Below are 26612 nucleotides of genomic sequence, written 5' to 3'. Positions count from 1 at the left end.
AATAAAAACATCGGTCGAACGACCGTATCGGCATGGCCAATTTGCGTGCAGCGCACAAACGTTGTGCGCCTTTTTCGTCCAAAAAAACGGCCCGGTGAACGGGCCGCTTTTCAGATTGATCTGTTGGAAGGTTCAGAACTCTTCCCAATCCTGCGCCGCCGCACTGGCCGCAGCCGCCTGTCCACCGCCGCCAAAGGCGCGGGCCAGCGTGTTGCCAAGCGCCCGCGCGCCGGAGGCGGCCGGGCGATGCTCGGCAGCTGAAGCGATCACCGGGCGAGCGGCCGCGCCGGTGCCGAGGCGGAACTGCGCGATCAGGCTGTTGAGCGCGGCTGCCTCGGTTGCAAGCGAATGGCTTGCCGCCGTCTGCTCCTCCACCATGGCCGCGTTCTTCTGCGTGCCCTGGTCGATGGAGTTCACCGCGGCGCTGATCTCGTTGAGGCCGGTCGATTGCTCCCGCGCCGACCGCACGATGGCAGCGACGTTCTGGTCGATCTCCTGCACCTGATCGACGATCTCCGTCAGGGCCGATCCCGTCTCGCCGACCAACGCCACGCCGAGATTCACCTGCTCGCCCGATTTGGTGATCAGCGCCTTGATTTCCTTGGCGGCATTGGCCGAGCGCTGCGCCAGTTCGCGCACTTCCTGTGCGACGACCGCAAAGCCCTTGCCCGCCTCCCCGGCCCGCGCCGCCTCGACACCGGCATTGAGCGCCAGGAGGTTCGTCTGGAAGGCGATCTCGTCGATGACGCCGATGATGTTGGAAATCTCACGCGAAGAATTCTCGATGCCGCTCATCGCGCTCACCGCGCGCTGCACCACCTCACCCGATTTCTCGGCACCGAGGCGGGTCCGCTCGACGAGCTGTCCGGCATCCTCGGCCCGCTTCGTGGCGTCCTTGAGCGAGGTGGTGATCTCTTCGAGCGCGGCAGCCGTCTCCTCAACGGAGGCAGCTTGCTGTTCGGTCCGCTTGGCGAGATCGTCGGAGGCCGAGCGGATTTCCGCCGAGCCGGCCTGGATGGCATTGGCGTTGCTGCCGACCGAGCGCAGCGCCGATTGCAGCTTTTCGACCGAGGCGTTGAAGTCGTGGCGGACCTGGTCGAGCGAACCGGCAAAGGCTTGCTCGATGCGATGCGTCATGTCCCCATCGGCCAGTTTGTGGAGACCTTCGGCAAGCGCATCGACGGCAATGCGCGTCTGGCGCTCGCGTTCGGCAGCCTCCTCGGCACGCTGACGGCGCTCGTCTTCCGAAAGCGCACGGTTCTGCTCCGCTTCCCCCTCGAGCCGCACCTTGGCAAGCGTCGCATCCCGCAGCACGGCAAGCGAGCGGGCCATTTCGCCGATCTCGTCCTTACGCTCGGATTCGCTGAGATCGACATCCGTGCGGCCATGCGCGATCTCGCTCGTCGCGACGATGACGGTTTCGAGACGCTTGCGGAAGCGGGCGGCGAGCAACCAGCCGATGGCGATCATCAGGCCGGTCGCGATGGCAATCACGATGATCGAGGTGACGGCAAGCGCGGAGAGATTGGCAAAGAGCACCGACTTCGGCACCGCGACCACCGTATACCAGGTCGTGCCCGGCACCAGCGGCACCGGCACGGCCACCGCCATGGAGGTGAGGCCGTTGGCATCGGTGATTTCCATGGCCTTTTCCGGATTGGCGATCAGCGCCTGCCAGGCCGCGGTGTCGAGACCGGAATCGCCGAGCGTCTTGCCGAGAACCGCCGCATCCGGATAGCTCACGATGCTGCCGCCCTGGCTGAGCAATGCGACATAACCTTCGCCGAGCGGCTTCAACTGCGCCATGTCGGCAGCCAGCGCGTCAAGCGCGATGTCGACGCCGGTGACGCCCTTGAAGGCGCCGTCGAAGCTGAGCGGCACCATGAAGGACGTCATCAGCACGTTCTTGTCGCCGATGACATAGCTGTAAGGCTCCGTGAGGAGATCTTTGCCCGTGACCTTCGGCACCTGGTAGTAGTCGCCGGGGCCGGGCTTGTCGTAGTCGACGAGCGCGACCATGTCGACCTTGCCCGCGTTGCGCACGAAATAGGGAATGTAGCGACCCGTGGCGTCGTGCCCCGGCTGGTTCACGTATTGCGCATCCTTGCCGTCGAAGGCATCCGGCTCCCAGCCGGTGCTGACGCCGAGCGCGAAGGGATTGTCGGCCATCAGACGGTCGAATATGCCGTTCATCGTCTCGCGGCTCGGGGCATTCGTCGCCTTCATCGCGTAGAGCGCCGAGCGCATGTTCCAGCTCAGCGCCTTGACCTGCGCGAAGTAGGTCTCCACTTCGCCCGCGCTCGCCTCTGCCGCGTTGACCATTTCCGAAATGGAGCGCTCTTCCACGGCGCGGTAGGACAGAAAGAGCAGAACGCCCGCCGTCGCAACGGTGGTGGCAACACCAGCCGCCACGATGGCGAACATGTTTCGGGCAGTCGCAGTCTTCGGCAGCATAACGTCTCCTCCCATCCGCGCGGGAAAATCCGCAGCGGCAGTCATCACAAGAATGGCGGAACATGCCGGCAGACGCGGCGAAACAGGGACGAAGTCATTTCGCAGGCCGGCAGCGTAAGCGCATGCTGGTTTATGAATGGATAAAATTTGAACCAACCGGTTGTGGAACAGAATGGGTGGAAAACGCGTCCCAGCCATAGCCGGTGGACGCGGCGGAGGCCCTTGCCGTTCAAGAAAAGTGAACGATCCGTTCGTCCGCCCCGATCTTCCGGCCGTGCCTGCGAAGGGCGATATTCGCCTCAACGCAAGGCCCCGAAGCGGGGCAGCACAGCCATCCCGGACATCCGGGGAAAGGAGCTTCGTCATGACCCTGCAGCTCACGGGCATCCACCACCTGACGGCAATCACCGCGAACGCGCCGGAGAACCTGCGCTTCTACACGCAGGTCCTCGGCCTGCGCCTCGTCAAGAAGACGGTCAACCAGGACGATACCAGCGCTTACCACCTCTTCTACGCCGACGGTCTCGCCTCGCCCGGCACGGATCTTACCTTCTTCGACTGGCCGGTCGGCCACGAGCGGCGCGGCACACACAGCGTCTCGCGCACCGGCCTGCGCGTCGCCAGTCTTGCGACGCTGGAATGGTGGAAGGCCCGCTTCGGCGAGCTGAAGGTCAAGGCCGGCGAGATCCGCGATGTCGGCGGCCGCGCAAGCCTCGATTTCGAGGATGGCGAAGGACAGCGCTTCCGCCTTGTCGTGGACGATGCCGGCACGCCCGCCAACCCCTGGGAACGGAGTCCGGTTCCGGCCGAACACCAGATCAAGGGTCTTGGGCCGATCACGCTGAGCGTGCCGGATATCCGCAACACGGAAGCGGTGCTGATCCAGGTGATGAACATGCAGGAGACCGCGACCTATCCCAATCCGGACGGTGCGGGTGACGTGCACGTCTTCTCGATGGGCGAAGGTGGCCCCGCAGCCGAGCTGCATGTCGCCGTCGAGCCGGATCTCCCGGTCGCCCACCAGGGCGCCGGCGCGGTGCACCACGTCGCCTTCCGCGCACCGGACGAGGAAGCGCTGCATGCCTGGACGGAGCGCCTGCGCGGCTTCCGCCTGCCTTCCAGCGGCGAGGTCGAGCGCTTCTACTTCCGCTCGCTCTATTTCCGCGAGCCGAACGGCATCCTGTTCGAAATCGCCACGGACGGTCCCGGCTTCGCCGTGGACGAGCCGCTTGAAACGCTCGGCGAAAGCCTGTCCCTGCCGCCCTTCCTTGAACCGCGCCGTGCGCAGATCGAGGCCCGGCTGAAGCCGCTCGTCTAGGCTTCAACAAAACCCCGGCGTGACAAACGGTCCGCCGGGGTTTTTTATGCCCTTGTTTTGAAAGGAGAGTCGGGATGACGAAACTGGTGGCAATCTCGGGAAGCCTTCGCAAGGGTTCCTACAACACGGCGCTGCTGCGCGCTGCCCTCGCCATGGCGCCCGAAGGGGTGGCGATCACCGAAGGCTCGATCCATGGCATTCCCCTCTATGACGGCGACCTTGAGGCCGAAGCGGGCATTCCCGAAGCGGTGACGCGCCTGAAGGAGCTTGTGGCGGCAGCCGATGGCGTCGTCCTCTTCACGCCGGAATACAACAACGGCATTCCGGGCGTCTTCAAGAACGCCATCGACTGGATGAGCCGGCCCTCCACCGACATCGCCCGCGTCTTCGGCGGCAAGCCCTTCGCCATCACCGGCGCCTCGCCGGGCAATTTCGGAACGCTTTTGTCGCAGGAGGCTTGGCTTCCCGTCATGCGCACGCTCGGCACCGTGCCCTGGTTCGGCGCCAAGCTTTTGGTCTCGCGCGCCGGCAGCGTCATTCAGGACGGCCGCATCGCCGACGAGGCGACCGAAAAGAAACTCGGCGACTTCATCGCCGGCTTCTCTGCCTTCGTGACGGAATACACGCGGTAACGGACCCGATCCACGGCAAAAAAGGGGGCGCTTCGCAGGAAGCGCCCCCTTTCCGTTCGTCCCGGCGTCAACCGAGTATGCGTTCCCTGTAGGCCCGGGCGAGCTCCATATCCGCCGTGCCGATATCGTGGCCTGCGGCAAGCAGCCGGTTCTCGACCGATGCGCCGGCCGCCTTCAGATGTGCCTCCAGATCACCGGCATAGACCCCGTAAGGATCCGATTGACCGGTGATCATCAGCACGTTCACCCCCGAAAGGTCCGCTTCCGGCACAGTCTCCAGCACGTTCATGCCCCGCAGCAACACCGCGTTGCGGATGATGCCGGGATGCAGCAGCATGATCGCGCCGATCATGTTCGCACCGTTCGAATAGCCGACGAACAGCGTTCTCTCCGGATCGAGCCCATAGGCCGCATTCGCCCCTTCCATGAAGGCCGCGAAGGCTTCCGCCTCCCCTGCAATGTCCTTCTGATCGAAGGTGACGGCGGTCAGCCGGCGGAAGAACCGCGGATAGCCTTCGTCGACACTGCGGCCGCGCGGACTGAGCAGCACGGCATTGGGCGCGAGCTTCGTTCCGAAAGGCAGAAGGCTCGCCTCGTTGCCGCCGGTGCCGTGAAGGAGCACGACAGCGGCGCCATCAGGATTTTCCGGCCGATGCACCCGGTGGATGAAGGGCAGGTCCCGCTCGGTCATGCGTTCCTCTCCCGGCAGGGAGAACTGTGGAAGCCGCGCCCGCACATCCTCCGGGTCAGCGCGAAAATGCTTCGGCACGAACAGTTTCTCCCCAAGCGCCTCCAGCGGTTCATCCACTGTCATGCCGGGACCATCGGTCGCGTATTCGAGCAGTGCACCACCGGGTTCACGCACATAAAGCGAGTAGAAGTACTTCCGGTCGTGCATGTTGGTCTCATCCGCCTCTTCGGTGGCGAGTCGAGCAGCGACGGCCTCTACCGCGGCGCGGTCCGGCGCGCGCAGTGCGACATGGTCGATCGTCCCGGTGCCGGGCGCGGACGTCCAGAAGCCGCTCGCGTCGCGGATGTCGAGTACGTCGGCCACATCGCCGGCGAGACGGGTGATGCCATTCGCTACCGCCACCTCCCGGTACCCGAAATGACCGGCAATGAAGGCCGCGGTCTCGGTCGGCTTCTCGGAAAAGATTGTCGCGCCGCGGATGCGCTGGATGGCATCGGCGGCCGCAATGTCCTTCGTGACATGCGGCGCCGGGCCGTCCACACCCGCTTCACCGACGAGCTTGACGATGATACCGTCCGGGTCCTTCAGCCGCAGCACCGGCTCGCCGAACTCCTGCGCCGGGCCGCTCATCGCGATGTTCTGCGTCAGCGCACGCGTCAGCCAGAAGCCGATCGCCTCCGGCTTGATGGAGAGGGCGATCTCCGCAGGCTGGCCGAGACCGACGCGACCGGGCGAGCCATCCTCCCAGGCAAGAAAGGTGACCAGCGAGCCGGGGCTGGCCGCCGCGTCGCCATAGATGAGATGAAGCTGATCGGCGTCCTCGTAACCCGCCGTACGCTTGACGAGGCGCAGGCCGAGGAAGCCCACGTAGAAATCGACGTTCGCCTGGATCTTCCGGGTAATCGCCGTGATGTGATGGATGCCGCTGACCATGGGGCACCTCCTTTCGAAGGCTACACAATCAGCATTCGGCATCCCGCGCCAGCCGCTGCCCGGTGAATGCACTGTCCACAAAACGAAACCGGCCCCGCTGGCGGGCGGGGCCGGTGGATCCCGGTGCCAGGGACACCGGATCATCTGGATTGGGTTCAGGCGGCCGCGATACGGGCCGGCGACATCGCCCGCGTAGAAGCGGACGGATCGTTGAGAAGACGACGGATTGCCGCGCGCACCTCGTCAGCCGAGGAGAAACGCTGGGAATCCAGATCCCAAACGGAATATTTGACGGCCACGAATTTCAGCCGATCCTCATCGGGAACGACAACACCGACGGCCTCACCACCGATTTCGATAACCTGCTTTTGCATAACAACTCCTGCCGCGCCGAAGGCACAGCTCATTCAAATCTTGCGCTAAAATCGAGGAGGGAAGTCAGATCACATTCGGCGGAGTGCCGTATGCGCTTTCCCTGTAATCGTTTCACGACAGGAGTACGCCACACGCACGGAGGCGATGCAGTTGATATCGTACATGACACACTCCCTCTTGCTGGCGCTGACGCTCTAAAATGGACGCGTCAGAGGTGACCGGAATAAAACGCATGCGGTCTTCATGCGATGCTCCAACACATAAGCGCCCCTCCTTTCCTTGTCAATGGAATCCACAAAAATTTGGAATAAATTACTGCAGAATTTGTGTGACAATTCGAATCGCAAAATAATCTTCGCGTCCGCAGCATTTTTCAGGAAAATATGTCGCGAAGACGAACATTCCGGGGAAAAGCCGTGACGCAACCAGATCGCGCAGGCACAACCATGCGCTTGCGCCTGGCGGGCAAAACCGAAAACCGGGGGCAAAGCTTCCCGTTGCCCTGCGGACACACCCCTTGAAGGAAGCGGGGAAAAAACGCTGTGGGACCATTCTTTTTTTAGGGGGAGGCTCGATCTTGCCGCCAAACATGAATAAAGAATGAATCGCGATTTTGTTCTGTTAATAAGTACGCCACGACCGCTGGCAGGGTAGGCCCATGAATTTCACCAGAACGCTTTTTCCGTTGAGCATGCTTCTCCTGTCAGGCTGCGTCGTCGGCCCCGACTACCAGAAGCCCGAGACCGCCCTTCCGGCCAAGTTTTCCGAAAGCAAGGCGACGAGCGGCGAGAGCGTGACGCTCAATCCGTGGTGGGAATCCTTCCGCGACAAGCGCCTCAACGATCTCGTCCACCAGGGCATGGCCGAAAACCTCAGCGTGCTGCAGGCCCTCGAGCGCATCACGGCGGCAGAGGCGAATGTCGTCGTGGCCGGTGCCGGCGCGCTTCCCAGCATCGGCGCTTCGGCGGAAGCATCGGCTAGCGGCCAGGACGGCGACTACCTGCGCCGCACCTCGGGCGGCTATTCATCCTCCTCGAAATCGTTGACCGCCGGGGCGAGCGCCTCCTGGCTGCTCGATTTCTTCGGCCAGTACCGCCGTTCGAAGGAAGCCGCGAACGCCTCGCTCGACGCCGCCTATGACGACGTCAACGTTGCGCGCCTCGCCTACCTCTCGGATCTCGTGTCGAGCTACGTCAATGCGCGTTACTACCAGGAAGCGCTGGCACTCAGCCGCAAGAACCTGGAATCGCGTCGCGAGACACTGAAGCTGACCAACGAGATCAAGGAAGCGGGTGCCGCCTCCAGCCTCGACGTGCTGCAGGCAGAAGGCCTCGTCAACCAGACGCTGGCCGAGCTTCCCGGGCTTGAGACCGGCTTCCACCAGTCGGCAAACCACATCGCGACCCTGCTCGGTCTGCCGGCCAGCACGATCACGTCCAGCCTGATCAAGGGCTCGGCACAGCCGATGCCGCGGTATGCGACGCGCACAGGCATTCCGGCAGACCTCATCCGCAACCGTCCGGATATCCGCGCGGCCGAGCGCCGCCTGGAGGCGGCAACGGCGCAGATCGGCGTGGCCGAAGCCGACCTCTATCCGAGCATCGAGCTCGGCGGCTCGATCGGTGCGACGCGCAACTTCACCAGCGCCGCCACCGGCAACCTGACGAGCTGGTCCTTCGGCCCGACGCTGACGCTGCCGATCTTCAACGGCGGCTCGCTGAAGGCGCGTGTCAAGATTGCCCGCTCGGAAGCCGAGCAGCAGTATCTGACCTGGAAATCCACCGTGCTGAACGCCGTGGAAGAGGTCGAGAACGCGCAGGCCGCGCTGATTCGCGACGGCCAGACCGTCGCTGCCCAGCGCAAGGTCGTGAACTCCTACGAACAGACGCTGAATCTTGCCCGCGAAAGCTATCGCGGCGGCGCCAGCACCATCCTCGACGTGCTCGACGCCGAGCGCAACGTCGCAACGGCCCGCCTGCAGCTCGCTTCCGCGATCCGCCAGCTTGCCCGCGACTTCGTCGCCCTCAACGTGGCAATCGGCGGCGGTGCGGAAATCGGCTCGGCAACCGTCGCCAGCAAATAAGCGGAAACAGCGCTTCCGGGTAGCATACCCGGTGTCGGACAAAACGGGAGCGGCAGGCGAAGGCTTGCCGCTCCCGTTCTTTTTTCGGGAAAGCGCAGAAGCAACGTTAGGGCGTGAAAAAGCCCTCCAGTGCCGCGGCCGTCCTGCCGTAGTGGTCGCGCAGCGCCGCAGCGGCGCCTTCCGCGTCCCGCGCAAGGGCAAGCTCCATCAGCCGCCGGTGCTCCCCGGCCACATCCCGCGTGGCTCCGGCGAGACTGACGGAAAGCCGCCGATACCGGTCGGCGCGTGAAAACAGCTTGTCGCAGATCTCCAGCAGGCTCGGGGAGCCGCAAGCCGAGACGAGCGCGGCATGAAAGACCGCATGGCGCGCCTCCCAGTCCTCGCGCATCGCCGAGGGGATATCCTCGCGCGCCTGCGGAATGCGTGCCATCAGATGGTGTGCCGCGATCACCCTTCCCTCCCAGTCGGCATCTCCCCGCAGCACCGAAAGCCGGAGCGCCTCGCCCTCGCAAAGCTGCCGCGTCGCCGTGATGTCGCGCAGCTCCGCCAGCGAGAGGCTCGCAACGCTGTAGCCGCGATGATCGTCCAGCACGGTGAACCCTTCCGCCGTCAGCCGGGCCAGGGCCTCACGCACCGGCGTCACGCTCATGCCGCACAGCGCCTGGAGATCGGCAAAGCGCAACCGGTCGCCGGGCTTGAACGCGCCCGTGCGGATCGCCTGCCGGATCGCCTCGTAGGCATCGCCCGCCAGGGTGCGCCCGCCTGCCTTCTTCTGCTCCATCTCATCCCGCCGAATTTATAAAAGCTTTAGGATTTTCGAAAATCGTTGACTTCATGTAAAACCAAGGGAATGGTGCGCGCAACCGAAATCGGTGACATCCAACGGAGGTTCTCATGAAACTGGTGCGCTTTGGCGCGGCGGGCGCGGAAAAGCCCGGACTGATCGACGCGGACGGCAAGATCCGCGACCTTTCCGGCGTGGTGCCGGATATTGCAGGCGACGTGCTTGGTCGCGAAGGCCTGAAGCGCCTTGCCGCCCTCGATCCGAAGAGCCTGCCACTCGCGCCGGAAGGCAGCCGCTTCGGCGCCTGCGTGGGCCGCGTCGGCAACTTCATCGCCGTCGGCCTCAACTATGCGGACCATGCAGCCGAGAGCGGCATGGCCGTGCCGAGCGAGCCGGTGCTCTTCAACAAGGCCCCCTCCTGCGTCGTCGGTCCTGACGACACCATCCTCATCCCGCGCGGTTCGGAAAAGACCGACTGGGAAGTCGAGCTTGCCGTCGTCATCGGCGAGCGTGCCTCCTACGTCTCGGAGGCCGATGCCCTCAACTATGTCGCCGGCTATTGCGTCTGCAACGACATTTCCGAGCGCGCCTACCAGCTCGAGCGCGGCGGCCAGTGGACCAAGGGCAAGGGTTGCCCGACCTTCGGTCCGATCGGCCCCTGGCTGGTCACGACGGACGAAGTGGATACGGCCGACCTCGCCATGACGCTCAGCGTCAACGGCGAACGCGTCCAGAACGGATCCTCGAGCACCATGGTCTTCAAGGTGCCCTTCCTGGTGCACTACATCTCGCAGTTCATGGCGCTGGAACCCGGCGACGTCATCACCACGGGCACCCCGCCCGGCGTCGGCATGGGCATGAAGCCGCCGCGTTACCTGAAGCCCGGTGACCGCATGGAAGTCTCCATTGCCGGCCTCGGCGTGCAGCGTCAGGTCGTCGCTGCGGGATAAGCCCTTCATCGCATGGCTGAAAAAGCGAGAGGGGCCTCAAGGGCCCCTCTTTCGTGTCAGCGATCAGTGCACCGTTGCAGGCGAGGCCTCATCCCCGAGAATGCGGAAAGCTTCATCCAGCGCGGCCACGAGAATGTCCGTCAGCTCGTCGACATCATTTTCAAGGAGGAAGAGCGCGACCGTTGCATTGTCCGGATCGCTGTAGCGCTCAAGGTCGTTAGACATGTCATTGTCCCTTTCCAGCCGGCACCATCCCGGTTAACGGAAAGCATAGGGACGCAGGCTTGCGTCTGGCTTGTGCCGGAAAGGTACAGGTTGCGCAAGGACGAATCCGTCAACCGCACCAGGATTGGTGCCTGCCCGTCCATGGCCTCGCCAGCCCCTCCCCGACCAGCCGCTGGCCGACCGACTGGCCGCCCCGCAGCACGAGATGTGGCGCTGCGCCGACCTTTCCGGACGCCCCGCCTTTCGCCACCAGCGTGACGTCCCCCTCGTTGAGGATTTCGCGCAAGCGAAGCTTCGCATCCCCCCCACGCAGGCGCTCCGCATCGCAGCGCGCGCCCGCGATCGCCGGCGTATCGACATCGGCGAGCCGCACCTTGCGGCCGGCATAGAGGATCGTGTTACCATCGAGCACGCAGTAATCCGTCTGCGTCGTGCAGATGAACCATTTGCCCGAAAAGGCCGGCAGTTTCTCCGGCATCGGCAGGGCCTGCTCCACGGCCTTTTCGACCGGCCGCTGCTTCGGGCGCGCCAGCACAGCCTCGCGCTCGACCACCTTTTGCTTGCGCTCGACAGAGGCTGTCTTGATCCCTGTCGCCTGCGTTTCGGGGCCCGGCAGGCGGTTGTCCATATAGAGAATGCCGCCGACCACCGCCGCGCCCAGCAAATACCAATGCGCCATGCCGCCGCCGCGCCGCGCCGGTGCCGCCCGCTTGGTTCCCGCCCGTTTCTTCCGCCTGCCCGCCGTCTTCGCCATCACCTGTCTCCTGCGCGAGACAGTGCGACGATCTCTTGAAGATATGGTTACCAGACTGCACCGGCCAACGCCTTTCGGCTCGTTGGAGCTTACCGGGTCGTATGGACGCGGGGGTCAGAAATACGGCTGGCGACGAGGCGCCGGCATCAGGGAATGGCAAAGATGCTGATCTCGCTGGCAATGCCCCGCAGGGTGACGTTGTGTGCGACAGGGCTCACGCCGCGATCCGACAGCAGGCTGGAGGCGCGGGCGTCCCGCAGCACCGAGCCGGTGGCGAAGATTTCCAGCGAGGTGGCAAGATGCTGGACACGCGAGGCGATGTTGACCGTCTGGCCGAAATAGTCCTGCCGCTCGTTGAGATTGACCGCAATGCATGGCCCTTCGTGAATGCCGATCTTCAGCAGCAGGTCCTCGCTGCCGCGCGCATCGTTCAGGGCACGCATGGCATCGCGGATGCGCATGGCCGCCGCCACCGCCCGGTCCGGCGTCGGAAAGGTCGCCATGACGGCATCGCCGATGGTCTTGACTACCGCACCGGCCTCGGCAGCGACGATCTCGCTGAGAACCTTGAAATGCGTCCTCACGAGATCAAAGGCCGCGAGATCGCCGACCCGCTCATAGAGTTCCGTCGAGCCGCGCAGGTCGGTGAACAGAAAGGTGAGACTGGTGATCTTCAGCCGCTGGTCGATGTCCAGCGTATCGGTGCGGTAGAGGTCGCGAAACGTCTGGTTGGAGAGCAAGCGCTTGGCTGTGAGGAAGGGACGGCGCTGGCCGAGCAAGGTATGCAGCGCCTCATTGGCGACGCAGACAGACGGCAGTGTGCGCACATCGACATGGTTCTCCATCTGGATGCGCAAGGGCCCCGGTTGCAGCACCAGTGTCTCGTTGTGGCGATGTGTGCGATCGAAGACCAGGGTCAGGTTGCGCCGCTCCCGCGTTGGTTCCCCGCGGACGTCGAGGAATTGCGCCGCATGCGTCACGGGCTCGAAGACGATGACGAACTCCGCCGGCAGCTGCAGCGAGATGACCGCCTTCTCGCCGGGCGGCAATTCCAACGCCTCGAGTACGAATTCATCGACCTTCTCGTCGTAGCCCTCGTCCGGCAGGTCGAGCCCCGAGCCCCAATAGACCTGCCGAAAATATTCCCCCGGCGGCAGTTCATGCGGATTGTGGGCGGCGATATGGCGCACGCGAGGACTGACCGTGAACGTCACCTCGACCATCTCGTCGAGCGTCGGCTCGTACCCGGCGGCGCAGAGCGCACAGGTGTATTCCGTGCTCTGCACGCTCTTCAGCGACGTGCCGGCATCGAGTACCCCGCCGCATCCCGGGCACAGGACATTCCAGAAAAGATCGAAGATACCGAGCCGGGTGGCCTGCATGAAACCCGCAATCACCTCTTCCTCGCCAAGCCCCTCGGCTGAGGCAAAGGCGAGCGCATTGACACGGCAAAGCTTGCGATCCGGCGCATCCCGAACCAGCCGTTCGAGTGCATCGACAACCCCAGGCGTCACCGACTGGCGCAGAACTTCGAATAAAGTCCGGGCTTCACTCATGCCCCATTCTACACCCAAATCATCACGAGAGACAGGTGTCGCAAAGCAAAGGCCATGGCGTTTGTCGCCATGTGGACTACAGGAAGTTTTTCTGGAAAACCGGCTGGTAGCGGAGGAGGGATTCGAACCCCCGACACAAGGATTATGATTCCTCTGCTCTAACCTACTGAGCTACTCCGCCGCCCGAAAAGAGGAACAGAACGATGTCTGTTTCCGTCCGGTGCGCGGCTTATAAGGCGCTGTTCCCGCGGGTGTCAAGCGACGTTCGCACAAAAATCACTTTGTTCACGAAGGCCTTGGCAAATGCGGGGGTTCAGGCCGCGGCCGGGGTGGACAGAATGCGCCGGAGTGCGTCTTCGGCCGCCGGCTCCCGCTCGGAGCGCAGGATGAAACCGCCGCCGTGGATACGGGCATCCTCGCCTTCGCCGGAATAGAGCGCGCAGGCCTGGCCGGGCGCCACGCCCGGTTCCCCTTCGGCAAGCTCCACATAAAGGCCACCGGGGCCAGACAGAAGGCGGGCAGGACGCGGCGGGCGCGTCGAGCGCACCTTGGCATAACAATCGAAGCCGGCAGCCGCCACGGCTTCCACGTCGCTGTCGCCGATCCAGTTGATGTCGCGCAGATAAAGCCGGCGCGTTTCCAGCGCTTCCTTCGGCCCCACGATGACACGTCGCGAGCGCGCGTCGAGATAGACGACATAGAGCGGCTCGCCCGTTGCGATGCCGATGCCGCGCCGCTGGCCGATCGTATAGTGCAGGATGCCGTCGTGGCGGCCGAGCACGCGGCCGTCGATATGCACGATATCGCCGGCAAGCGCCGCATTGGGCTTCAGCTTGTTGACGATGTCGGAATACTTGCCCTGCGGCACGAAACAGATGTCCTGACTGTCGGCCTTCTTGGCGACGACGAGGCCCATCTCCTCGGCAAGCGCCCGCGTTTCGGCCTTCGAGAGATGGCCAAGCGGAAAGCGCAGATAGTCGATCTGCTCCTGGGTCGTGGCAAACAGGAAGTAGCTCTGGTCGCGCTCGGCGTCGACCGGGCGATAGAGCGCACGGCGCTGCGGCGCGTCAGGCGTCGGGTTCGGCCGGGAGCGGATGTAATGGCCGGTCGCGAGCGCATCGGCGCCAAGTTCCTTGGCGGTGATGAGGAGATCGGCGAACTTGACGGTCTGGTTGCAGGCGACGCAGGGGATCGGCGTTTCACCGGCAATATAGCTTTCAGCAAACGGATTGATCACCGTCTCGCGGAAGCGCTTTTCATAATCGAGCACGTAGTGCGGAATGCCGAGCGTTTCGCAGACACGGCGCGCATCGTCGATGTCCTGACCCGCGCAGCAGGAGCCCGCGCGGTGCACGGCGGCACCGTGATCGTAGAGCTGCAGCGTGATGCCGAGCACGTCATAGCCTTCACGTTTCAGGATGCCGGCCACGACGGAGCTGTCCACGCCGCCCGACATGGCGACGACGACACGGGTATCTTCCGGCTTGCGATCGAAATCGAGACTGTTCACGCGAGGTCCGTTCCGGTACTGCAGCGCCAGGAGGCTTGCCGCAGGTCACCTTTCACTGGGGTTTGCTTGACGCAAGGGCGACGCCCCGCGACCGGCGCGGCGTCTTTCGGGCGACATATAGAAACTTGCCGCACCGAGGGCAAGAGAAGGCCGGAAACCTCGTCGTCCCGGCCGCACACCGGCCCTGCCTTTCCGACCCGCCGGCAGGCGCGTATGCGCAGGATATCAGATGAGGCGCAGGCGCAGGGCGATGGCGATCGCCTGCATGCGGTTGACCGCCTTGAGCTTGCGCGTCGCGCTCTTGAAGTAGCTGCTCACCGTATAGGCCGAGATGCCGAGGATGATCGCAATCTCGTCGCTGCTCTTGCCGGCGGCCGCCCAGCGCAGGCACTCGACCTCGCGGCTCGACAGCTTCTCCCGACTCGCCGTTGCCGCCACGAAGGTCTTTTCAAGGCATTCGAAAAGCTGGAGGGCGGCGAAATGCAGGTCGGTCAACGCCCGGCGGGCGAGCGGGACCTGCGTGCCCGAAAAGGCCATCAGATAGGGGTCGGATGTCGTGGAATGCAGGAGAAAGGCTGTCGAGGCGGCAAGACCGTGGCTTTCGGCCAGCGCGATCGCCTCACCCACCTGGCCGTTCTCCCAGTCCGATGGGGCGAGCAGCGAGCTGTCGCCCTGCACGGGCAACTTCGTCATGCCCGTCTCGATCGCCAGCCGGCTCAGATGGAAGAGGTTCATCGCATCGTATTTGCGCACGAGATCGGCCGGCCAGTTGCTGACAAGCAGCCGTTCGGCAAAGCGCTGCTGCTCGTTGGCAGGAAAGCGCGACACCAGGAAATGACTGAAGCCGAAATGGTTGGCGCACTGGCGCATGAGGTGCAGCACCTCATATTCGGTCTGCACGGATTCGAGATTGGCCGTGGACAAGAATTCAGGCGACCAGCCCTGCTGCAGGAGCATGTTGTCTGGGTCTTTCATTTTCCGTTTCCAACAGCCGGCGCGAACGCCGGGAGCGTGTGCATTCTCGGTTCGGAAAACTTCAGGCGCACCCCTTCAGAAAAGCGGCGACGAAAAACGCCGCGGAAGCCATATCCCGGGGGGAACAGCTTGCGGAGGGAATTCATGATGATGCAGCCTAGGGCTTCCGGTGGCATCCATCGACGCCGCCCTTAAATTTGGGGGCGTATTAGCAGTGTTTGAATAAAAGGGAAATGAAATATTTGCATGGCTCCCATGCGGATGCCGCGCAGGCCCGGCTCGGTGAACGTAAGGGAAGTCAGTACTTAACGCCCGGAATACAACAGGCGAAGCCGCTCAAAAGATTAGAAAATTGTTAGCATGCGCTTAGGCAAATCTTAAATGTGGCGGGCTACAGTCCCGGCATATGGTCTTGAGTTTATGTAGAGAGTCCAATGACCGATCTGATACGACCCCGCGTTAAATACGTCATCGGCCCCGATGGCAGCCCCCTGACGATCGCCGATCTGCCGCCGGCCAATACGCGGCGCTGGGTGATTCGCCGGAAGGCAGAAGTCGTCGCCGCCGTACGTGGCGGGCTTTTGAGCCTCGAAGAAGCCTGTGAGCGCTATACGCTGACCGTCGAAGAATTTCTTTCCTGGCAGTCCTCCATCAACGATCACGGCCTGGCCGGCCTGCGCACCACGCGCATCCAGCAGTACCGCCACTAGACCGTTTCATTTTTGATCAAGACCCTCTACGGCTGCGCCCTGCGCGGCCGTAGTTTCGTTTCCGGTCAGGGCCGCGCTCCATGCGGCTGCAGCTTCATCTGCAGTAGGCCGGTCATGATCGCCGAGGCGGCGTAGAACCAGAGACCCGGCTGAGTGAAGGCCGAGGCCATGCCGCTCGTCTTCGCCGCGACGATGACCAGCGCGACCAGCATCACATCCATCATCGACCATTTGCCGAGGATCGGCAGCAGCCGGGTAAGCCAGCTCGCCTTGCCCGTGGCCGGCGCCGGCGCGGTCGCCTCCAGCGCGATCGCAAAAAGTTTGACCACCGGGAAAACAATGGAGAAAAGCGCGACGAGCACCGCAAGGCCTCCGCTCTCCTGCGCCCAGAGCGAGACGACGATATCGATCAGCGAGGGGGTCTCGTCAAAGAAGTAGAGTTTCTCAAAACGCACGAGCGGCAGGACGAGACCGAAGGCGAGGAACAGCGCAGAGAGCACGAGAAGGACGGGAACGACGAGGATCATGGCAGGCCAACGCTGGTTTCGATGCCCCTGCATAGCACCGCGGTGGCGCGGACGCAGCACGCTCTGTTCACATCCCGTGCGCTTGCGGGAGGGCGCCAGACAGGAAAGGATGGCACCAGACAACAGGAGCGAGGAGCACCATGGACATCAGGAACGCGGAAACCGGCTCGAAAGGCCGCTACTCGACCACCGTCGAGGGCCATGAGGCGGAGGTGACCTATTCACGCGCCTCGCCGCAGCTCGTCATCGTCGACCACACCGGCGTACCGGATGCGCTGCGCGGCAAGGGGGTCGGTCAGGCCCTGGCGGCCCATGCCGTGGAAGAGGCGCGCAAGGGCGGCTGGAAGATCATGCCGCTCTGCCCCTTCTTCCGCGCCCAGGCCATGCGCCACAAGGAATGGCACGACGTCGTCAATCTGTGACGGAACCTTAAACAACGCGAAGAGCCCTCGTGAGCGGTCTTGCGGCCGCTCGCGAGGGTTCTTCAAAACCGGACCGGGTCAGGCGCGTAGCCGGACCGCGTTGTCGCGCTCTTCGAGCGCCGAAGCCTTGGCGAACTCCGCCTCCGCCTCTTCCAGCGCCAGTTCGGCCGCATCCTGCTGCACCTTCAGTTCCCGGATCGAGACCTGGAGGTTGTCGGAACGCTGGCGCGCCGCCTTGGCGAAGGTGGGGTAAGCGAAGTGGTTGGGATCGTTGATCCCGGATTTCTTTTCTTCGATGGCGATCTGGCTTTCCAGTTCCTTCGACATCCGTTCGAATTCGGACATCATCAACTGAAGCTGGGCCAGTTGCCGTCTCTTCTCTTTCACCTGAAATTCCTTCAGGCGAACTAGGCTCTCACGCGACTTCATACGCAATACTCCCGTGGATAGCGAGACCCCGGCATTGGAGCGAACGGCCGCCAAAACGCGACACCCGTTCACCCGGCATTCCAAATCAGTGCCCGAAGCACGGCTTTTAACCGCACGCCGGAGACCGGCACTCCGCCCGAAACCCGGAAAAACGCACCGGGTCTTAAAAAAAATTCAGCGATATTAATAAAACCCTACCGCTGGTAACCTTTCGTTTACGGGCATCGTTAATCATAGGTCCGATGATTTAAGGCTCAGTAAATGCGGTTCGCTAAAAAACGGGTTCGCCACATTGATGAGTCGAAAGAGTCGGTTAACCGTGGTTCTTAAAGAGACAGTTTAAGAGACACATTTCTGATTCATCCATGAAATCAGGGAGCTGCCTAAAATAATTAACAGATCGATACACCTTGCCAAAGGGAATCAGGATTTGTTAACCAATTCGTGGCAGCCTCCAAATCAGGCAACGACTGGATCCGTATCGCGTAGGGGGCCAGGTACCTTGAGCGGCGGAAAAGGGGACAGATATGCGGGTTCTACTCATTGAGGACGACAGCGCGACGGCGCAGAGCATCGAGCTGATGCTGAAGTCCGAAAGTTTTAATGTGTATACCACCGACCTCGGCGAGGAAGGTGTCGATCTGGGCAAGTTGTATGATTACGACATCATCCTGCTCGATCTGAACCTGCCCGACATGTCGGGTTACGAGGTTCTGCGCACGCTGCGCCTGTCCAAGGTCAAGACGCCGATCCTCATCCTCTCCGGCATGGCCGGCATCGAGGACAAGGTGCGCGGCCTCGGCTTCGGCGCCGACGATTACATGACGAAGCCGTTCCACAAGGACGAACTCGTCGCCCGTATCCACGCCATCGTGCGTCGTTCCAAGGGCCATGCCCAATCGGTCATCTCGACCGGCGAGCTTATCGTCAATCTCGACGCCAAGACGGTCGAGGTCGGTGGCCAGCGCGTCCACCTGACGGGCAAGGAATACCAGATGCTCGAGCTGCTCTCGCTGCGCAAGGGCACGACGCTCACCAAGGAAATGTTCCTGAACCACCTCTATGGCGGCATGGACGAGCCGGAACTGAAGATCATCGACGTCTTCATCTGCAAGCTGCGCAAGAAGCTGGCCAACGCCGCCGGCGGCGCGAACTATATCGAGACGGTCTGGGGCCGCGGCTATGTGCTGCGCGAGCCCGATGGCGACTTCGCCGAAAGCGCCTGATCGGCTCTCCCCTCACCGCTCGAGATTTCGACCCGCCGCTTGCCGGCGGGTTTTCCTTTTGCGCGAAAGTTTTTACCTTGCAAAGCTCAGACAAAAACGCGGCCGGCTCCTGGCGAGCGGCCGCGTCCACAAAAATCAACCAGATGGTGGGGCGTTTCAGGCGGCGGCCGAGAGGCTGCCGAATACCTGCGTCAGGATCTTGCGGTCGAAAGGCTTGAGCAGGAAGTCGTCCGCACCGGCGCGCTTGCCCATCATCATCTTCTTGAGATCGGCCTCGACGACGCAGTAATAGATGCGCACCGACTTGCCCTGCGGCAGGTTGCGGATATTGCCGATGAGTTCGAGAGCCCCGTCCATCGTCGAATCGACAATGAGGATATTGGGCAGTTCCGCCTCGCAGCGCACGAGGGCTTCCAGCGAGCTCGATGCTTCCAGAACGAGGAAATCGAAGCCGGAGAGAATACGCTTGCCGACCTTCCGGACGACGTCGGAACCATCGGCGATCATCAACCGCTGCATTCGCTGCTCCTAGGTCTCCCGCCCGTTGGACGGGAACAATACAGGATGCAACTCTACCGGCGACTGGCAAACAAAGCGTTAGCGGCCATGGTTAACGAACCATGGCCGCCATCGATTATTCCGAGGCCGGAACGACCCGTGCCGAAAAGACGATCTCTTCCGGGCTGACGGCGACGTCGAGCTCCATACCTGCCTCGTCGGCAAGCAGCACCGTGTAATAAGGCTGGATGGAATGGGCATCGACGGCCTCTTCCGGCGTGCCGGAGAGGATTTCCATGAACTTCGGCGGCACGCGCAGCATGCGGCCCCGGGCCGCGAGCTTGAAGGTCGCGTCGAACTCCGGATTGTCGAGCGTCACGTCGATCGAGCCGCCGCGCGGAATGGCACCGTAGGCCACGAGGAACAGATTGAGCAGCAGCTTGACCCGGTTCTTCGCAACGATGGCGCGCGGTCCGGTCCAGGTGATCTCGGTCTTCTTTTCGGCGGCAGCGAAATCACGCGCGGCCTTTTCCGCCTCGCCCGTGTCGATGGAGGCGCCGACCGAGCCGGAGGCGCCGAAAGCGAGCCGCGCGAACTTCAGCCGGACCGAGGCATTGAGCGCGCTGGTGCGGATGAGATCCATCGCATCGGCATCGGCGCCGCCCTCGTCGAGCAGTTCCAGCCCGTTGTTGATCGCGCCGACAGGCGAGATGACGTCATGGCAGACACGGCTGCACAGAAGCGCTGCCAGGTCGGGACCGGTCAGCGTAAGGTTCGGATTTTTCGCCATAAATTTCTCCCAGATCCACGCATCACTTCACGCGGACGGCCCTAGCATGGGCACATTCGCGGGCATCCTGCGCGACGCATAGCACGCCGGAATTGCGCGAGGCGTGCCCGATTTGAAGACAGCCATAATGACACCACATTTGGTAAACCGATTGTTAAGACGATCGGATCAAATTGCAGCATGGAACGGGGCCGGTACATGAAGAAAGGCGAACGGGACATGGGTGTTTCAAATCTGGTCAGGATGGCGTGCAGGATCGCAACAGCAACGATCCTGGCGCTTCTCACGGTTCTGCCGGCGCAGGCGCAGCAGAACGGCCAATATTCCATGCAGGAAATCGTCGATGCCGGCCACGGCTTCTTCGGCTCGACCTCGGGCGGCCTTGCCAAGGTGGTCGAGCGCGCCTTCGAGGCTCACGGCCTGCCGAACGGCTACATCCTTGGGCAGGAAGGCTCCGGCGCCTTCGTCGCGGGCCTCACCTATGGAGAGGGCACGCTCAACACCAAGAATGCCGGCCAGCATCCGGTCTTCTGGCAGGGTCCCTCGCTCGGCCTCGACTGGGGCGGCCAGGGCAGCCGGACGATGATGCTCGTCTACAATCTGCCCGACGTTAACTCGCTCTACGAGCGCTACGGCGGCGTCTCCGGCTCGGCCTATGTGATCGCTGGCGTCGGCATGCAGGTCAATGTCAACCGAGACGTCGTGCTCGTGCCGATCCGCACCGGCGTCGGCGCCCGCCTCGGCATAAATGCCGGCTATCTCAAGCTGACCCGCGAGCCGACCTGGAATCCCTTCTGAGAATGAAACGGCCCCCTCGTCCGTCAGGTTAACCGAGAGTTGATTTCTGAGGGAAAGCCCCTCCCGCAAGGTCGAGCGAGCCGCTATAGTGGGCTCGTTCGAACCCGTTTTGGGCCAGTTTTGAAACGAGTGGACCCGTGATCGAGTATGCCCTTCTCTTCGCGCTCGGCTTTCTCGCCGCCACGCTGACCGGCCTGCTCGTCGCGCCGGCCATCCAGAAGCGCATCGTCAAATTCACCGAGGACCGCATGCGCGCCACCATGCCGCTGAGCCCGCAGGAAGTGCGCGCACAGAAGGACATGGCCCGCGCCGCCTATGCCGCGGAAAACGCCCGTCTGTCGGAAGGGGTGCGCCGCGAGCGCGAAAAGCACACGCTGGAAATGGTGCGCAGCGAGAAGCTGCTGGCCCAGGCCGCGGCGATCGGCACGGAAAACGCCGAGCTGCATGCCCAGATCGCCGACATGAACATCGAGGCCGGCGACATGCGCTCGGCGCTGCGGCGCGAGGAAATGAAGACCGAACAGCTGAAGTCGGCGCTCGCGACGGCCGACCGCGAAATCCGCGGCAAGGTCGCCGACATCGAGACGCTGCACAGCCGCATCAACCATCTCGAAGCCGATCTCGACACGATGAAGATCGATCTTGCGACCCGCGACACGACGATGGAGAACCTGAAAAGCCGTATCGGCAATCTCAAGGACGAGCGCGACAAGCTGCGCGAGGATATCAAGACGGCGAGCCAGAGTGCCAAGGCACTGGAAGTGCGCCTGTCGCGCGAGGAAGGCCGCGTGCGCCAGCTCGAAACACGGCTGACGCGCGAGCTTGCCGGCAGCGCCGACAAGGACAATGCGATCGAACGGCGCATCGCGGAAATCAGCCGCCTGCGCGACAAGGTGAAGACGTTGACAACGGAAAACAAGGAAGCCGTGAAGGCCGTGCGCTCCACCGGGCTTGCCCGCACTATTGCCGCGAGCCGGCTCGCCCCGCGCCGCAGCGACAAGGTGGCCCCGCCACCGATCGACATTGCGGCACTGGAAGAGGACGTACGCAATCAGGGAACGGCTCTTTCCGAACGGCTGATGGCGGCGAAGACCGGCGAAAACGACGCGGCCCTGCGCGAGGAGATGGCCGACCTTGCCAGTAAGATGATCGTGCTGACGGCCACCCGGGAGGGGGCCGGCTCACCGGTGCACGATCTCATCGCCACGATCGACCCCGCTCTCGACGGCGACGAGCGCAGCCTCGCCCAGCGTGTGCGCGGGCAGATCAACCGCGACGAGGCATAGCGCCACTGCGGCGCGGGAGTGTGGAATGAAGACTGCCATCCTGGCCCTGATCATCGGCGTGACCGGCGCGACAGCTCCCTCGCCCAAGCAAGCAGCCGGTATCGACGGACGCTATTGTGGTCGGCTTTGGAGCAACGGTGTTCTCGTCGAGGCGGTCACGGTGCTGAAGCTTGCCGGCGACGGTCGGCTGAGCGGCACCTATGAATTCGCCGACGGCGACGGTCGAACCCCGGGAACGCTGGCCGAGAGCCCGCCCGGCAACGGCCTTGCCCGCACGCTCGACTGGCAGGACATGTATGGCAACGGCAAGCTTTCCATCACCTTCCAGCCGGATTTCAGCGGCTTCACCGGCACCTGGCAGGACCAGAGCGGCACGCCGAACGAACTGTGGGATGGCGTGCGCTGCTGATAGGTATCGTGCGGAACAAGGGCCGGACCAGGAGCGTCTAGGCGACACGTTCCATGGCAAGGGCGATCTGGTAGAGCGCGATGCCGCTCGCCGTCGCGACGTTGAGGCTGTCGAGCCCAGGTCGCTGCGGAATGCGCGCCGTCCGGAAGGAAGAGAGAATGCTGTCAGGCAGCCCCTCGCCTTCCGTGCCGAGTACGAGCGCGATGCGTCGCGCCGCCGGGATGTCCGCCACCGGCACCGCACCACGTGGTGAAAGCCCCCAGATCTCGAACCCTGCTTGCGCAAGGCCGCCAAGCATGGCTTCGGCCCCGAGGCCACGGGAAAACGGCACGCTCAGCACCGAGCCGACGGAGACACGGATCGCCTTGCGGTAGAGCGGATCGCAGGACGTCTCATCAAGGAACACCGCATCCGCGCCGAAGGCCGCGGCATTGCGGAAGATCGAGCCGACATTGTCGTGGTTCGAGAGGCCGCATCCTGCGAGAACAAGGCTCGTTTCCGGCAGACGGCCCAGAAGCGTGGCCCCCTGTTCCACCGGCGGCTTGCTGCCGAGCGCCAGCACGCCGCGGTGCATGTTGAAGCCGGCGACCGCATCGAAGACCGCGGACGAGGCAATATAAACCGGCACCGTCTCCGGGAAGGAAGCCAGCACATCCGCAACACCCGCGAGGCGGTTTTCGAGCAGCAGGATAGCCTCGGCGGCAAAACCGTTCTCGCGGGCCGTGGGCGCTCCGAGCATGCGCAGCACCACCGTGCCTTCGGCGACGAACAGGCCGTCCCGGCCCGTCAGGTCACGCTCACGGATCGACACGAACCCCGCAATGCGCGGATCGGCAGGATCGTCGATCCGAACCGGTTGCGCCGCCATGCCGGATCAGTTGCCAGCGACCGCGACCTCGGCGACGATGCGCCCGGCCGCGATGTCGAACAGGAACGCCTTGCGCGCACCGTCGGCCATCACGCCATAGAACAGAATCTGCCCGCCAGAATTGGAGACTGCAGAGACGGCGAAACCATCGGGCAGCGTCGCGGTCGCCTTGAGCGGCGCATCACTCGGCACGGCGAGGGCCTCACCGGACGAGGCCACAGCTTCCGGCTTGCCATCCCGCGTGTTGATCTTATAGACAATGGCCGCAAGCACCGCCATGAACATCAAAAGCATGATGCCGCCCGAGACCAGCTGCAGGCGCATCATCTTGCGACGAACGTTTTCCATGACAGGGTCGAGCGGCTTGTCTTCCTGATCGTTGTTTTCGATGTTGGACATGGCAGGCGCCCTTCCGGCAATAAGTGTAGTGAACGATGACCGACCCCTTTAAAGAAGCCGACGCCACAAGAAAAGTCCTGACGGTACCGGAAGAGGCCGAAGGGCGTATCGACGCCTGGCTCGCCGCAACGCTTGCCGGCGATTTCTCGCGCAGCCGCATCAAGGCGCTGATCGAGGAAGGCGCCGTGCTCGTCAACGGAGCGGCCATCGGGGAACCGAAGCGCAAGATCCATCCCGGCGATCGCGTCGAGATCGCTCTGCCGGAGCCGCGCGATCCCGAGCCGAAGGCCGAGGATATCCCGCTCGACGTGCTCTACGAGGACGACGACCTGATCGTCATCTGCAAACCCGCCGGCCTCGTCGTCCATCCTGGCGCCGGCAACTGGACCGGCACGCTGGTCAATGCGCTCATCCATCACTGTGGAGCGAGCCTTTCCGGCATCGGCGGCGTGCGGCGCCCAGGCATCGTGCACCGGCTCGACAAGGAGACCAGCGGGGTCATGGTCGCCGCCAAGAACGACGCCGCGCACCGCCACCTCTCCGACCAGTTCGCCGACCACGGCCGCACCGGTCCGCTGGAGCGCGCCTACCAGGCCGTCGTCTGGGGCCGCCCCCGCCAGCTCAAGGGCACGATCGACGCCCCGCTCGGCCGCGGCGCCGACCGCACGAAACGCGCGGTGAAGCGCGAGGGCGCCGACGATGCCCGCGAGGCGATCACCCACTACGAAGTGGTGGAGCGCTACGGCGAGACCGAGGACGGCACCAGTCTTGCCTCTCTCGTCGAGTGCCATCTCGAAACCGGCCGTACGCACCAGATCCGCGTGCACATGGCCCATATCGGCCATCCCCTGATCGGCGACCCGGAATATGGCGGCGCGTTCAAGACCAAGGCCAACCGGCTGCCGGACGACGCGCGCCAGGTCGTGAACGCCTTCCACCGCCAGGCACTGCATGCCTTCCTGCTGCAGTTCGAGCATCCCGCGACGGGCGAGACCATGCATTTCGAAGCCCCTCCGCCGGAAGACCTGGAGCTGCTGCTCGAAGCGCTGCGGACGATCTGAATGCCTGCCAGGCCTTGATTCTCAGGCGCGGGACCCCATTTTGAGGCTGTGTCGTACAATCTGTCCCGCCCCTCCGCCTTCACGCAGCCGTGAAGCCTGCGGCGCCTTGAACCATTGTTTTGCCATACCTATCTATAGGATCGTGGGATCGCCATGACCCACAGGGAGCATGGTTGCTGACGGGGATCCGGTTTTCAGGATCAAGCTCCATACCAAGGCTTGCCGGAATGGAAGCCGTCTCAGAAAGGGGTGCTGAATGGCCCGCAATACGCTGCCGTCGATCACGGCTGGAGAAGGTGGTCTCAACCGCTATCTCGATGAAATCCGCAAGTTTCCGATGCTTGAGCCGCAGCAGGAATACATGCTCGCCAAGCGTTACCAGGAGCACGGCGACCGTACTGCCGCCCATGAGCTCGTCACGAGCCATCTTCGTCTCGTGGCCAAGATCGCCATGGGTTATCGCGGCTACGGCCTGCCGATCGGCGAAGTCGTCTCGGAGGGCAATGTCGGCCTGATGCAGGCCGTCAAGAAATTCGATCCGGAGCGCGGCTTCCGCCTTGCGACCTATGCCATGTGGTGGATCAAGGCCTCGATCCAGGAATACATCCTGCGCTCGTGGTCGCTGGTCAAGATGGGCACGACCGCCAACCAGAAGCGTCTCTTCTTCAACCTGCGCCGCATGAAGAGCAAGATCCAGGCGATCGACGACGGCGATCTGAAGCCCGACCAGGTGAAGGAAATCGCCACCAAGCTGAAGGTCTCGGAAGAGGAAGTCGTTTCGATGAACCGTCGCCTCACCGGCGATGCTTCGCTGAACGCGCCGATCAAGGCCGGCGAGGGCGAATCCGGCCAGTGGCAGGATTGGCTCGTCGACGACCACGACAGCCAGGAGCAGACGCTCATCGAGCAGGACGAACTGGATACCCGCCGCGCCATGCTGGCGCGCGCGATGGGCGTCCTCAACGAGCGCGAACGCCGCATCTTCGAGGCTCGCCGCCTCGCCGAGGATCCGGTGACGCTGGAAGAACTCTCTACCGAGTTCGACATCAGCCGCGAGCGCGTCCGCCAGATCGAGGTCCGCGCCTTCGAGAAGGTACAGGAAGCCGTGCAGAAGTATGCGGCCGAGCAGGCCCGCGCAGTCCGCGTAATCGAAGACGCCTGAAGGTAACGCATCCTGGATATTGGAGGGGGCCGGCATCGTTGCCGGCCCCTTTGTCTTTGCGCTATCGCCATCGCCTGCGCCCTGGCATCGGTGGCTACCGTGCCGCGACAACCGCCACCCCGGCCCCCACCATGACACCGCCGGCCGCGCGGTTCATGCGGCGGACAACGGCAGGCGTCCGGAGCAGCTTGCGGGCACGGCCGGCAAGGATCACATGTCCGCCGATCACCACGGCCTCGACCACAAGGATCACCGCCATCAGCACAAGGAGATGGCCGGGGGTCAGCGACGCCCCGACGACATTCGGCAGGAGTGCCACGTAGAACAACGGCATCTTCGGATTGCCCAGGTTGAGCGCAATGCCGGTCGCGAAGATCTTCAGCAGGCCACGCCGTTCGGCCACCGGTTGCAGCTCCGGCACAACGGGCATCGCCGTCCACAGTTTCACCCCCATCCAGACCAGATAGGCCGCTCCGGCGTAGCGCAGGATCGTCATGACGACACTCATCTCGGCAGCAATGACGGAAAGACCGAATGCGGCCAATGTCAGGAAGATGAGAATGCCGGCAACCGTACCGGCCCCATAGGCGATGCCCGAGGCCGCCCCGTGCGAGATCGTGCGGGCGACGATCGTCATATTGTCAGGTCCCGGGCTCGCGGCGAACACGAAAAAGGCCGCAGCAAAGGCAAGTAAGGTCGAGAAATCCATGGAACCTCCGAAAGTCATGAGTCGCTTCCGGAGGTGTAGAATAGCCCAGTCCCGCCGATGGGAAAGTGGAAATCGTGG

At 63.4% G+C, this 26612-nt stretch carries 28 protein-coding genes and 1 tRNA gene; 12 read left to right on the top strand and 17 right to left on the bottom strand.

All coding sequences use genetic code 11. The features are described from left to right. Positions 1 to 132: 132 nt before the first annotated feature. A complete protein-coding gene (locus P9A16_RS02155; RefSeq protein ID WP_023512653.1) occupies positions 133 to 2454 on the bottom strand; it encodes a methyl-accepting chemotaxis protein in 2322 nt (773 codons plus the stop codon). Between the two features lie 364 nt (positions 2455 to 2818). On the opposite strand from P9A16_RS02155, the gene P9A16_RS02150 reads away from it, so the two are divergent. Together P9A16_RS02150 and P9A16_RS02145 are read left to right on the top strand one after the other, a co-directional pair. Continuing rightward, positions 2819 to 3772 (top strand): ring-cleaving dioxygenase, encoded by a 954-nt coding sequence (locus tag P9A16_RS02150; RefSeq protein ID WP_023512654.1) that lies wholly within the window; start codon positions 2819 to 2821, stop codon positions 3770 to 3772. 74 nt (positions 3773 to 3846) lie between these two features. Beyond that, positions 3847 to 4404: an NADPH-dependent FMN reductase gene (locus tag P9A16_RS02145; RefSeq protein ID WP_023512655.1), complete on the top strand. Its 558-nt coding sequence runs from the start codon at positions 3847 to 3849 to the stop codon at positions 4402 to 4404. A 67-nt stretch (positions 4405 to 4471) separates the two neighbouring features. Here the strand turns inward: P9A16_RS02145 and P9A16_RS02140 are convergent, their stop codons facing one another. Together P9A16_RS02140 and P9A16_RS02135 are read right to left on the bottom strand one after the other, a co-directional pair. Continuing rightward, positions 4472 to 6028 carry a VOC family protein gene (locus tag P9A16_RS02140; RefSeq protein WP_023512656.1) on the bottom strand — a complete coding sequence of 519 codons (1557 nt, stop codon included), beginning with the start codon at positions 6026 to 6028 and terminating at the stop codon, positions 4472 to 4474. Positions 6029 to 6183: 155 nt separating this feature from the next. Beyond that, positions 6184 to 6402, bottom strand: coding sequence for a hypothetical protein (locus tag P9A16_RS02135; protein ID WP_024270827.1), 219 nt, complete (start codon positions 6400 to 6402; stop codon positions 6184 to 6186). A 659-nt stretch (positions 6403 to 7061) separates the two neighbouring features. Between P9A16_RS02135 and P9A16_RS02130 the strand changes: the two genes are divergently transcribed. Further along, entirely contained in the window at positions 7062 to 8486 is a 1425-nt protein-coding gene (locus P9A16_RS02130; RefSeq protein WP_023514546.1) for an efflux transporter outer membrane subunit, read from the top strand. A 106-nt stretch (positions 8487 to 8592) separates the two neighbouring features. On the opposite strand, the gene P9A16_RS02125 is transcribed toward P9A16_RS02130, so the two are convergent. Next, a complete protein-coding gene (locus P9A16_RS02125) occupies positions 8593 to 9267 on the bottom strand; it encodes a GntR family transcriptional regulator (protein WP_023514547.1) in 675 nt (224 codons plus the stop codon). A gap of 113 nt (positions 9268 to 9380) precedes the next feature. On the opposite strand from P9A16_RS02125, the gene P9A16_RS02120 reads away from it, so the two are divergent. Continuing rightward, a complete protein-coding gene (locus tag P9A16_RS02120; protein WP_023514548.1) occupies positions 9381 to 10220 on the top strand; it encodes a fumarylacetoacetate hydrolase family protein in 840 nt (279 codons plus the stop codon). Between the two features lie 63 nt (positions 10221 to 10283). Here the strand turns inward: P9A16_RS02120 and P9A16_RS02115 are convergent, their stop codons facing one another. From P9A16_RS02115 to P9A16_RS02090, 6 genes are all read right to left on the bottom strand, one after another. Beyond that, entirely contained in the window at positions 10284 to 10445 is a 162-nt protein-coding gene (locus P9A16_RS02115) for a hypothetical protein (protein WP_023514549.1), read from the bottom strand. A gap of 109 nt (positions 10446 to 10554) precedes the next feature. Next, positions 10555 to 11199, bottom strand: a complete 645-nt coding sequence (locus tag P9A16_RS02110) for a thermonuclease family protein (protein WP_023514550.1) — start codon at positions 11197 to 11199, stop codon at positions 10555 to 10557. A gap of 146 nt (positions 11200 to 11345) precedes the next feature. After that, positions 11346 to 12755, bottom strand: a complete 1410-nt coding sequence (locus tag P9A16_RS02105; RefSeq protein ID WP_024270826.1) for an adenylate/guanylate cyclase domain-containing protein — start codon at positions 12753 to 12755, stop codon at positions 11346 to 11348. 104 nt (positions 12756 to 12859) lie between these two features. Continuing rightward, a tRNA-Met gene (locus P9A16_RS02100) sits at positions 12860 to 12936 on the bottom strand. 132 nt (positions 12937 to 13068) lie between these two features. Beyond that, entirely contained in the window at positions 13069 to 14265 is a 1197-nt protein-coding gene (gene mnmA / locus P9A16_RS02095) for a tRNA 2-thiouridine(34) synthase MnmA (protein WP_023514316.1), read from the bottom strand. Positions 14266 to 14490: 225 nt separating this feature from the next. Further along, positions 14491 to 15240, bottom strand: a complete 750-nt coding sequence (locus P9A16_RS02090; protein WP_024270825.1) for a helix-turn-helix transcriptional regulator — start codon at positions 15238 to 15240, stop codon at positions 14491 to 14493. 434 nt (positions 15241 to 15674) lie between these two features. Between P9A16_RS02090 and sciP the strand changes: the two genes are divergently transcribed. After that, the gene (sciP, locus tag P9A16_RS02085) at positions 15675 to 15950 is read left to right on the top strand and encodes a CtrA inhibitor SciP (RefSeq protein WP_023515011.1); all 276 of its coding nucleotides are present in this window, start codon (positions 15675 to 15677) and stop codon (positions 15948 to 15950) included. 65 nt (positions 15951 to 16015) lie between these two features. On the opposite strand, the gene P9A16_RS02080 is transcribed toward sciP, so the two are convergent. After that, positions 16016 to 16510, bottom strand: a complete 495-nt coding sequence (locus P9A16_RS02080; protein WP_051758716.1) for a paraquat-inducible protein A — start codon at positions 16508 to 16510, stop codon at positions 16016 to 16018. 107 nt (positions 16511 to 16617) lie between these two features. On the opposite strand from P9A16_RS02080, the gene P9A16_RS02075 reads away from it, so the two are divergent. Continuing rightward, positions 16618 to 16899 (top strand): GNAT family N-acetyltransferase, encoded by a 282-nt coding sequence (locus tag P9A16_RS02075; RefSeq protein WP_023515013.1) that lies wholly within the window; start codon positions 16618 to 16620, stop codon positions 16897 to 16899. Positions 16900 to 16977: 78 nt separating this feature from the next. On the opposite strand, the gene P9A16_RS02070 is transcribed toward P9A16_RS02075, so the two are convergent. Then, positions 16978 to 17328, bottom strand: coding sequence for a hypothetical protein (locus P9A16_RS02070; RefSeq protein ID WP_024270823.1), 351 nt, complete (start codon positions 17326 to 17328; stop codon positions 16978 to 16980). A gap of 527 nt (positions 17329 to 17855) precedes the next feature. On the opposite strand from P9A16_RS02070, the gene ctrA reads away from it, so the two are divergent. Beyond that, complete coding sequence (ctrA, locus tag P9A16_RS02065; RefSeq protein ID WP_024270822.1) at positions 17856 to 18554, top strand: response regulator transcription factor CtrA; 699 nt, start codon at positions 17856 to 17858, stop codon at positions 18552 to 18554. A gap of 156 nt (positions 18555 to 18710) precedes the next feature. Here ctrA and P9A16_RS02060 read toward each other — a convergent pair whose 3' ends face one another. Next, positions 18711 to 19073, bottom strand: a complete 363-nt coding sequence (locus P9A16_RS02060) for a response regulator (RefSeq protein WP_024270821.1) — start codon at positions 19071 to 19073, stop codon at positions 18711 to 18713. Positions 19074 to 19188: 115 nt separating this feature from the next. After that, complete coding sequence (gene chpT, locus P9A16_RS02055; RefSeq protein WP_023514488.1) at positions 19189 to 19842, bottom strand: histidine phosphotransferase ChpT; 654 nt, start codon at positions 19840 to 19842, stop codon at positions 19189 to 19191. Positions 19843 to 20085: 243 nt separating this feature from the next. Between chpT and P9A16_RS02050 the strand changes: the two genes are divergently transcribed. The 3 genes from P9A16_RS02050 (at position 20086) to P9A16_RS02040 (ending at position 22335) form a co-directional block, all read left to right on the top strand. Then, positions 20086 to 20640: a DUF1134 domain-containing protein gene (locus tag P9A16_RS02050; RefSeq protein ID WP_037407931.1), complete on the top strand. Its 555-nt coding sequence runs from the start codon at positions 20086 to 20088 to the stop codon at positions 20638 to 20640. 137 nt (positions 20641 to 20777) lie between these two features. Further along, positions 20778 to 21926 carry a hypothetical protein gene (locus P9A16_RS02045; protein ID WP_023514490.1) on the top strand — a complete coding sequence of 383 codons (1149 nt, stop codon included), beginning with the start codon at positions 20778 to 20780 and terminating at the stop codon, positions 21924 to 21926. A 25-nt stretch (positions 21927 to 21951) separates the two neighbouring features. Beyond that, positions 21952 to 22335, top strand: coding sequence for a hypothetical protein (locus P9A16_RS02040; protein ID WP_278025515.1), 384 nt, complete (start codon positions 21952 to 21954; stop codon positions 22333 to 22335). A 37-nt stretch (positions 22336 to 22372) separates the two neighbouring features. On the opposite strand, the gene P9A16_RS02035 is transcribed toward P9A16_RS02040, so the two are convergent. Beyond that, positions 22373 to 23203 (bottom strand): TrmH family RNA methyltransferase, encoded by an 831-nt coding sequence (locus P9A16_RS02035; RefSeq protein WP_023514492.1) that lies wholly within the window; start codon positions 23201 to 23203, stop codon positions 22373 to 22375. A 6-nt stretch (positions 23204 to 23209) separates the two neighbouring features. Beyond that, positions 23210 to 23602, bottom strand: a complete 393-nt coding sequence (locus tag P9A16_RS02030; RefSeq protein ID WP_023514493.1) for a hypothetical protein — start codon at positions 23600 to 23602, stop codon at positions 23210 to 23212. Positions 23603 to 23637: 35 nt separating this feature from the next. Here P9A16_RS02030 and P9A16_RS02025 point away from each other — a divergent pair, with 35 nt between their 5' ends. Next, complete coding sequence (locus P9A16_RS02025; protein ID WP_023514494.1) at positions 23638 to 24663, top strand: RluA family pseudouridine synthase; 1026 nt, start codon at positions 23638 to 23640, stop codon at positions 24661 to 24663. 256 nt (positions 24664 to 24919) lie between these two features. Beyond that, a complete protein-coding gene (gene rpoH / locus P9A16_RS02020; RefSeq protein WP_024270820.1) occupies positions 24920 to 25825 on the top strand; it encodes an RNA polymerase sigma factor RpoH in 906 nt (301 codons plus the stop codon). 94 nt (positions 25826 to 25919) lie between these two features. Here rpoH and P9A16_RS02015 read toward each other — a convergent pair whose 3' ends face one another. Next, positions 25920 to 26534: a LysE family translocator gene (locus P9A16_RS02015; protein WP_023515083.1), complete on the bottom strand. Its 615-nt coding sequence runs from the start codon at positions 26532 to 26534 to the stop codon at positions 25920 to 25922. Positions 26535 to 26612: the final 78 nt, after the last annotated feature.

This window comes from Shinella sp. 838, assembly GCF_029623935.1.
In the GTDB taxonomy this organism is placed as follows: Bacteria; Pseudomonadota; Alphaproteobacteria; order Rhizobiales; family Rhizobiaceae; genus Shinella.
This window is presented reverse-complemented; position numbering and strand designations above follow the sequence as displayed.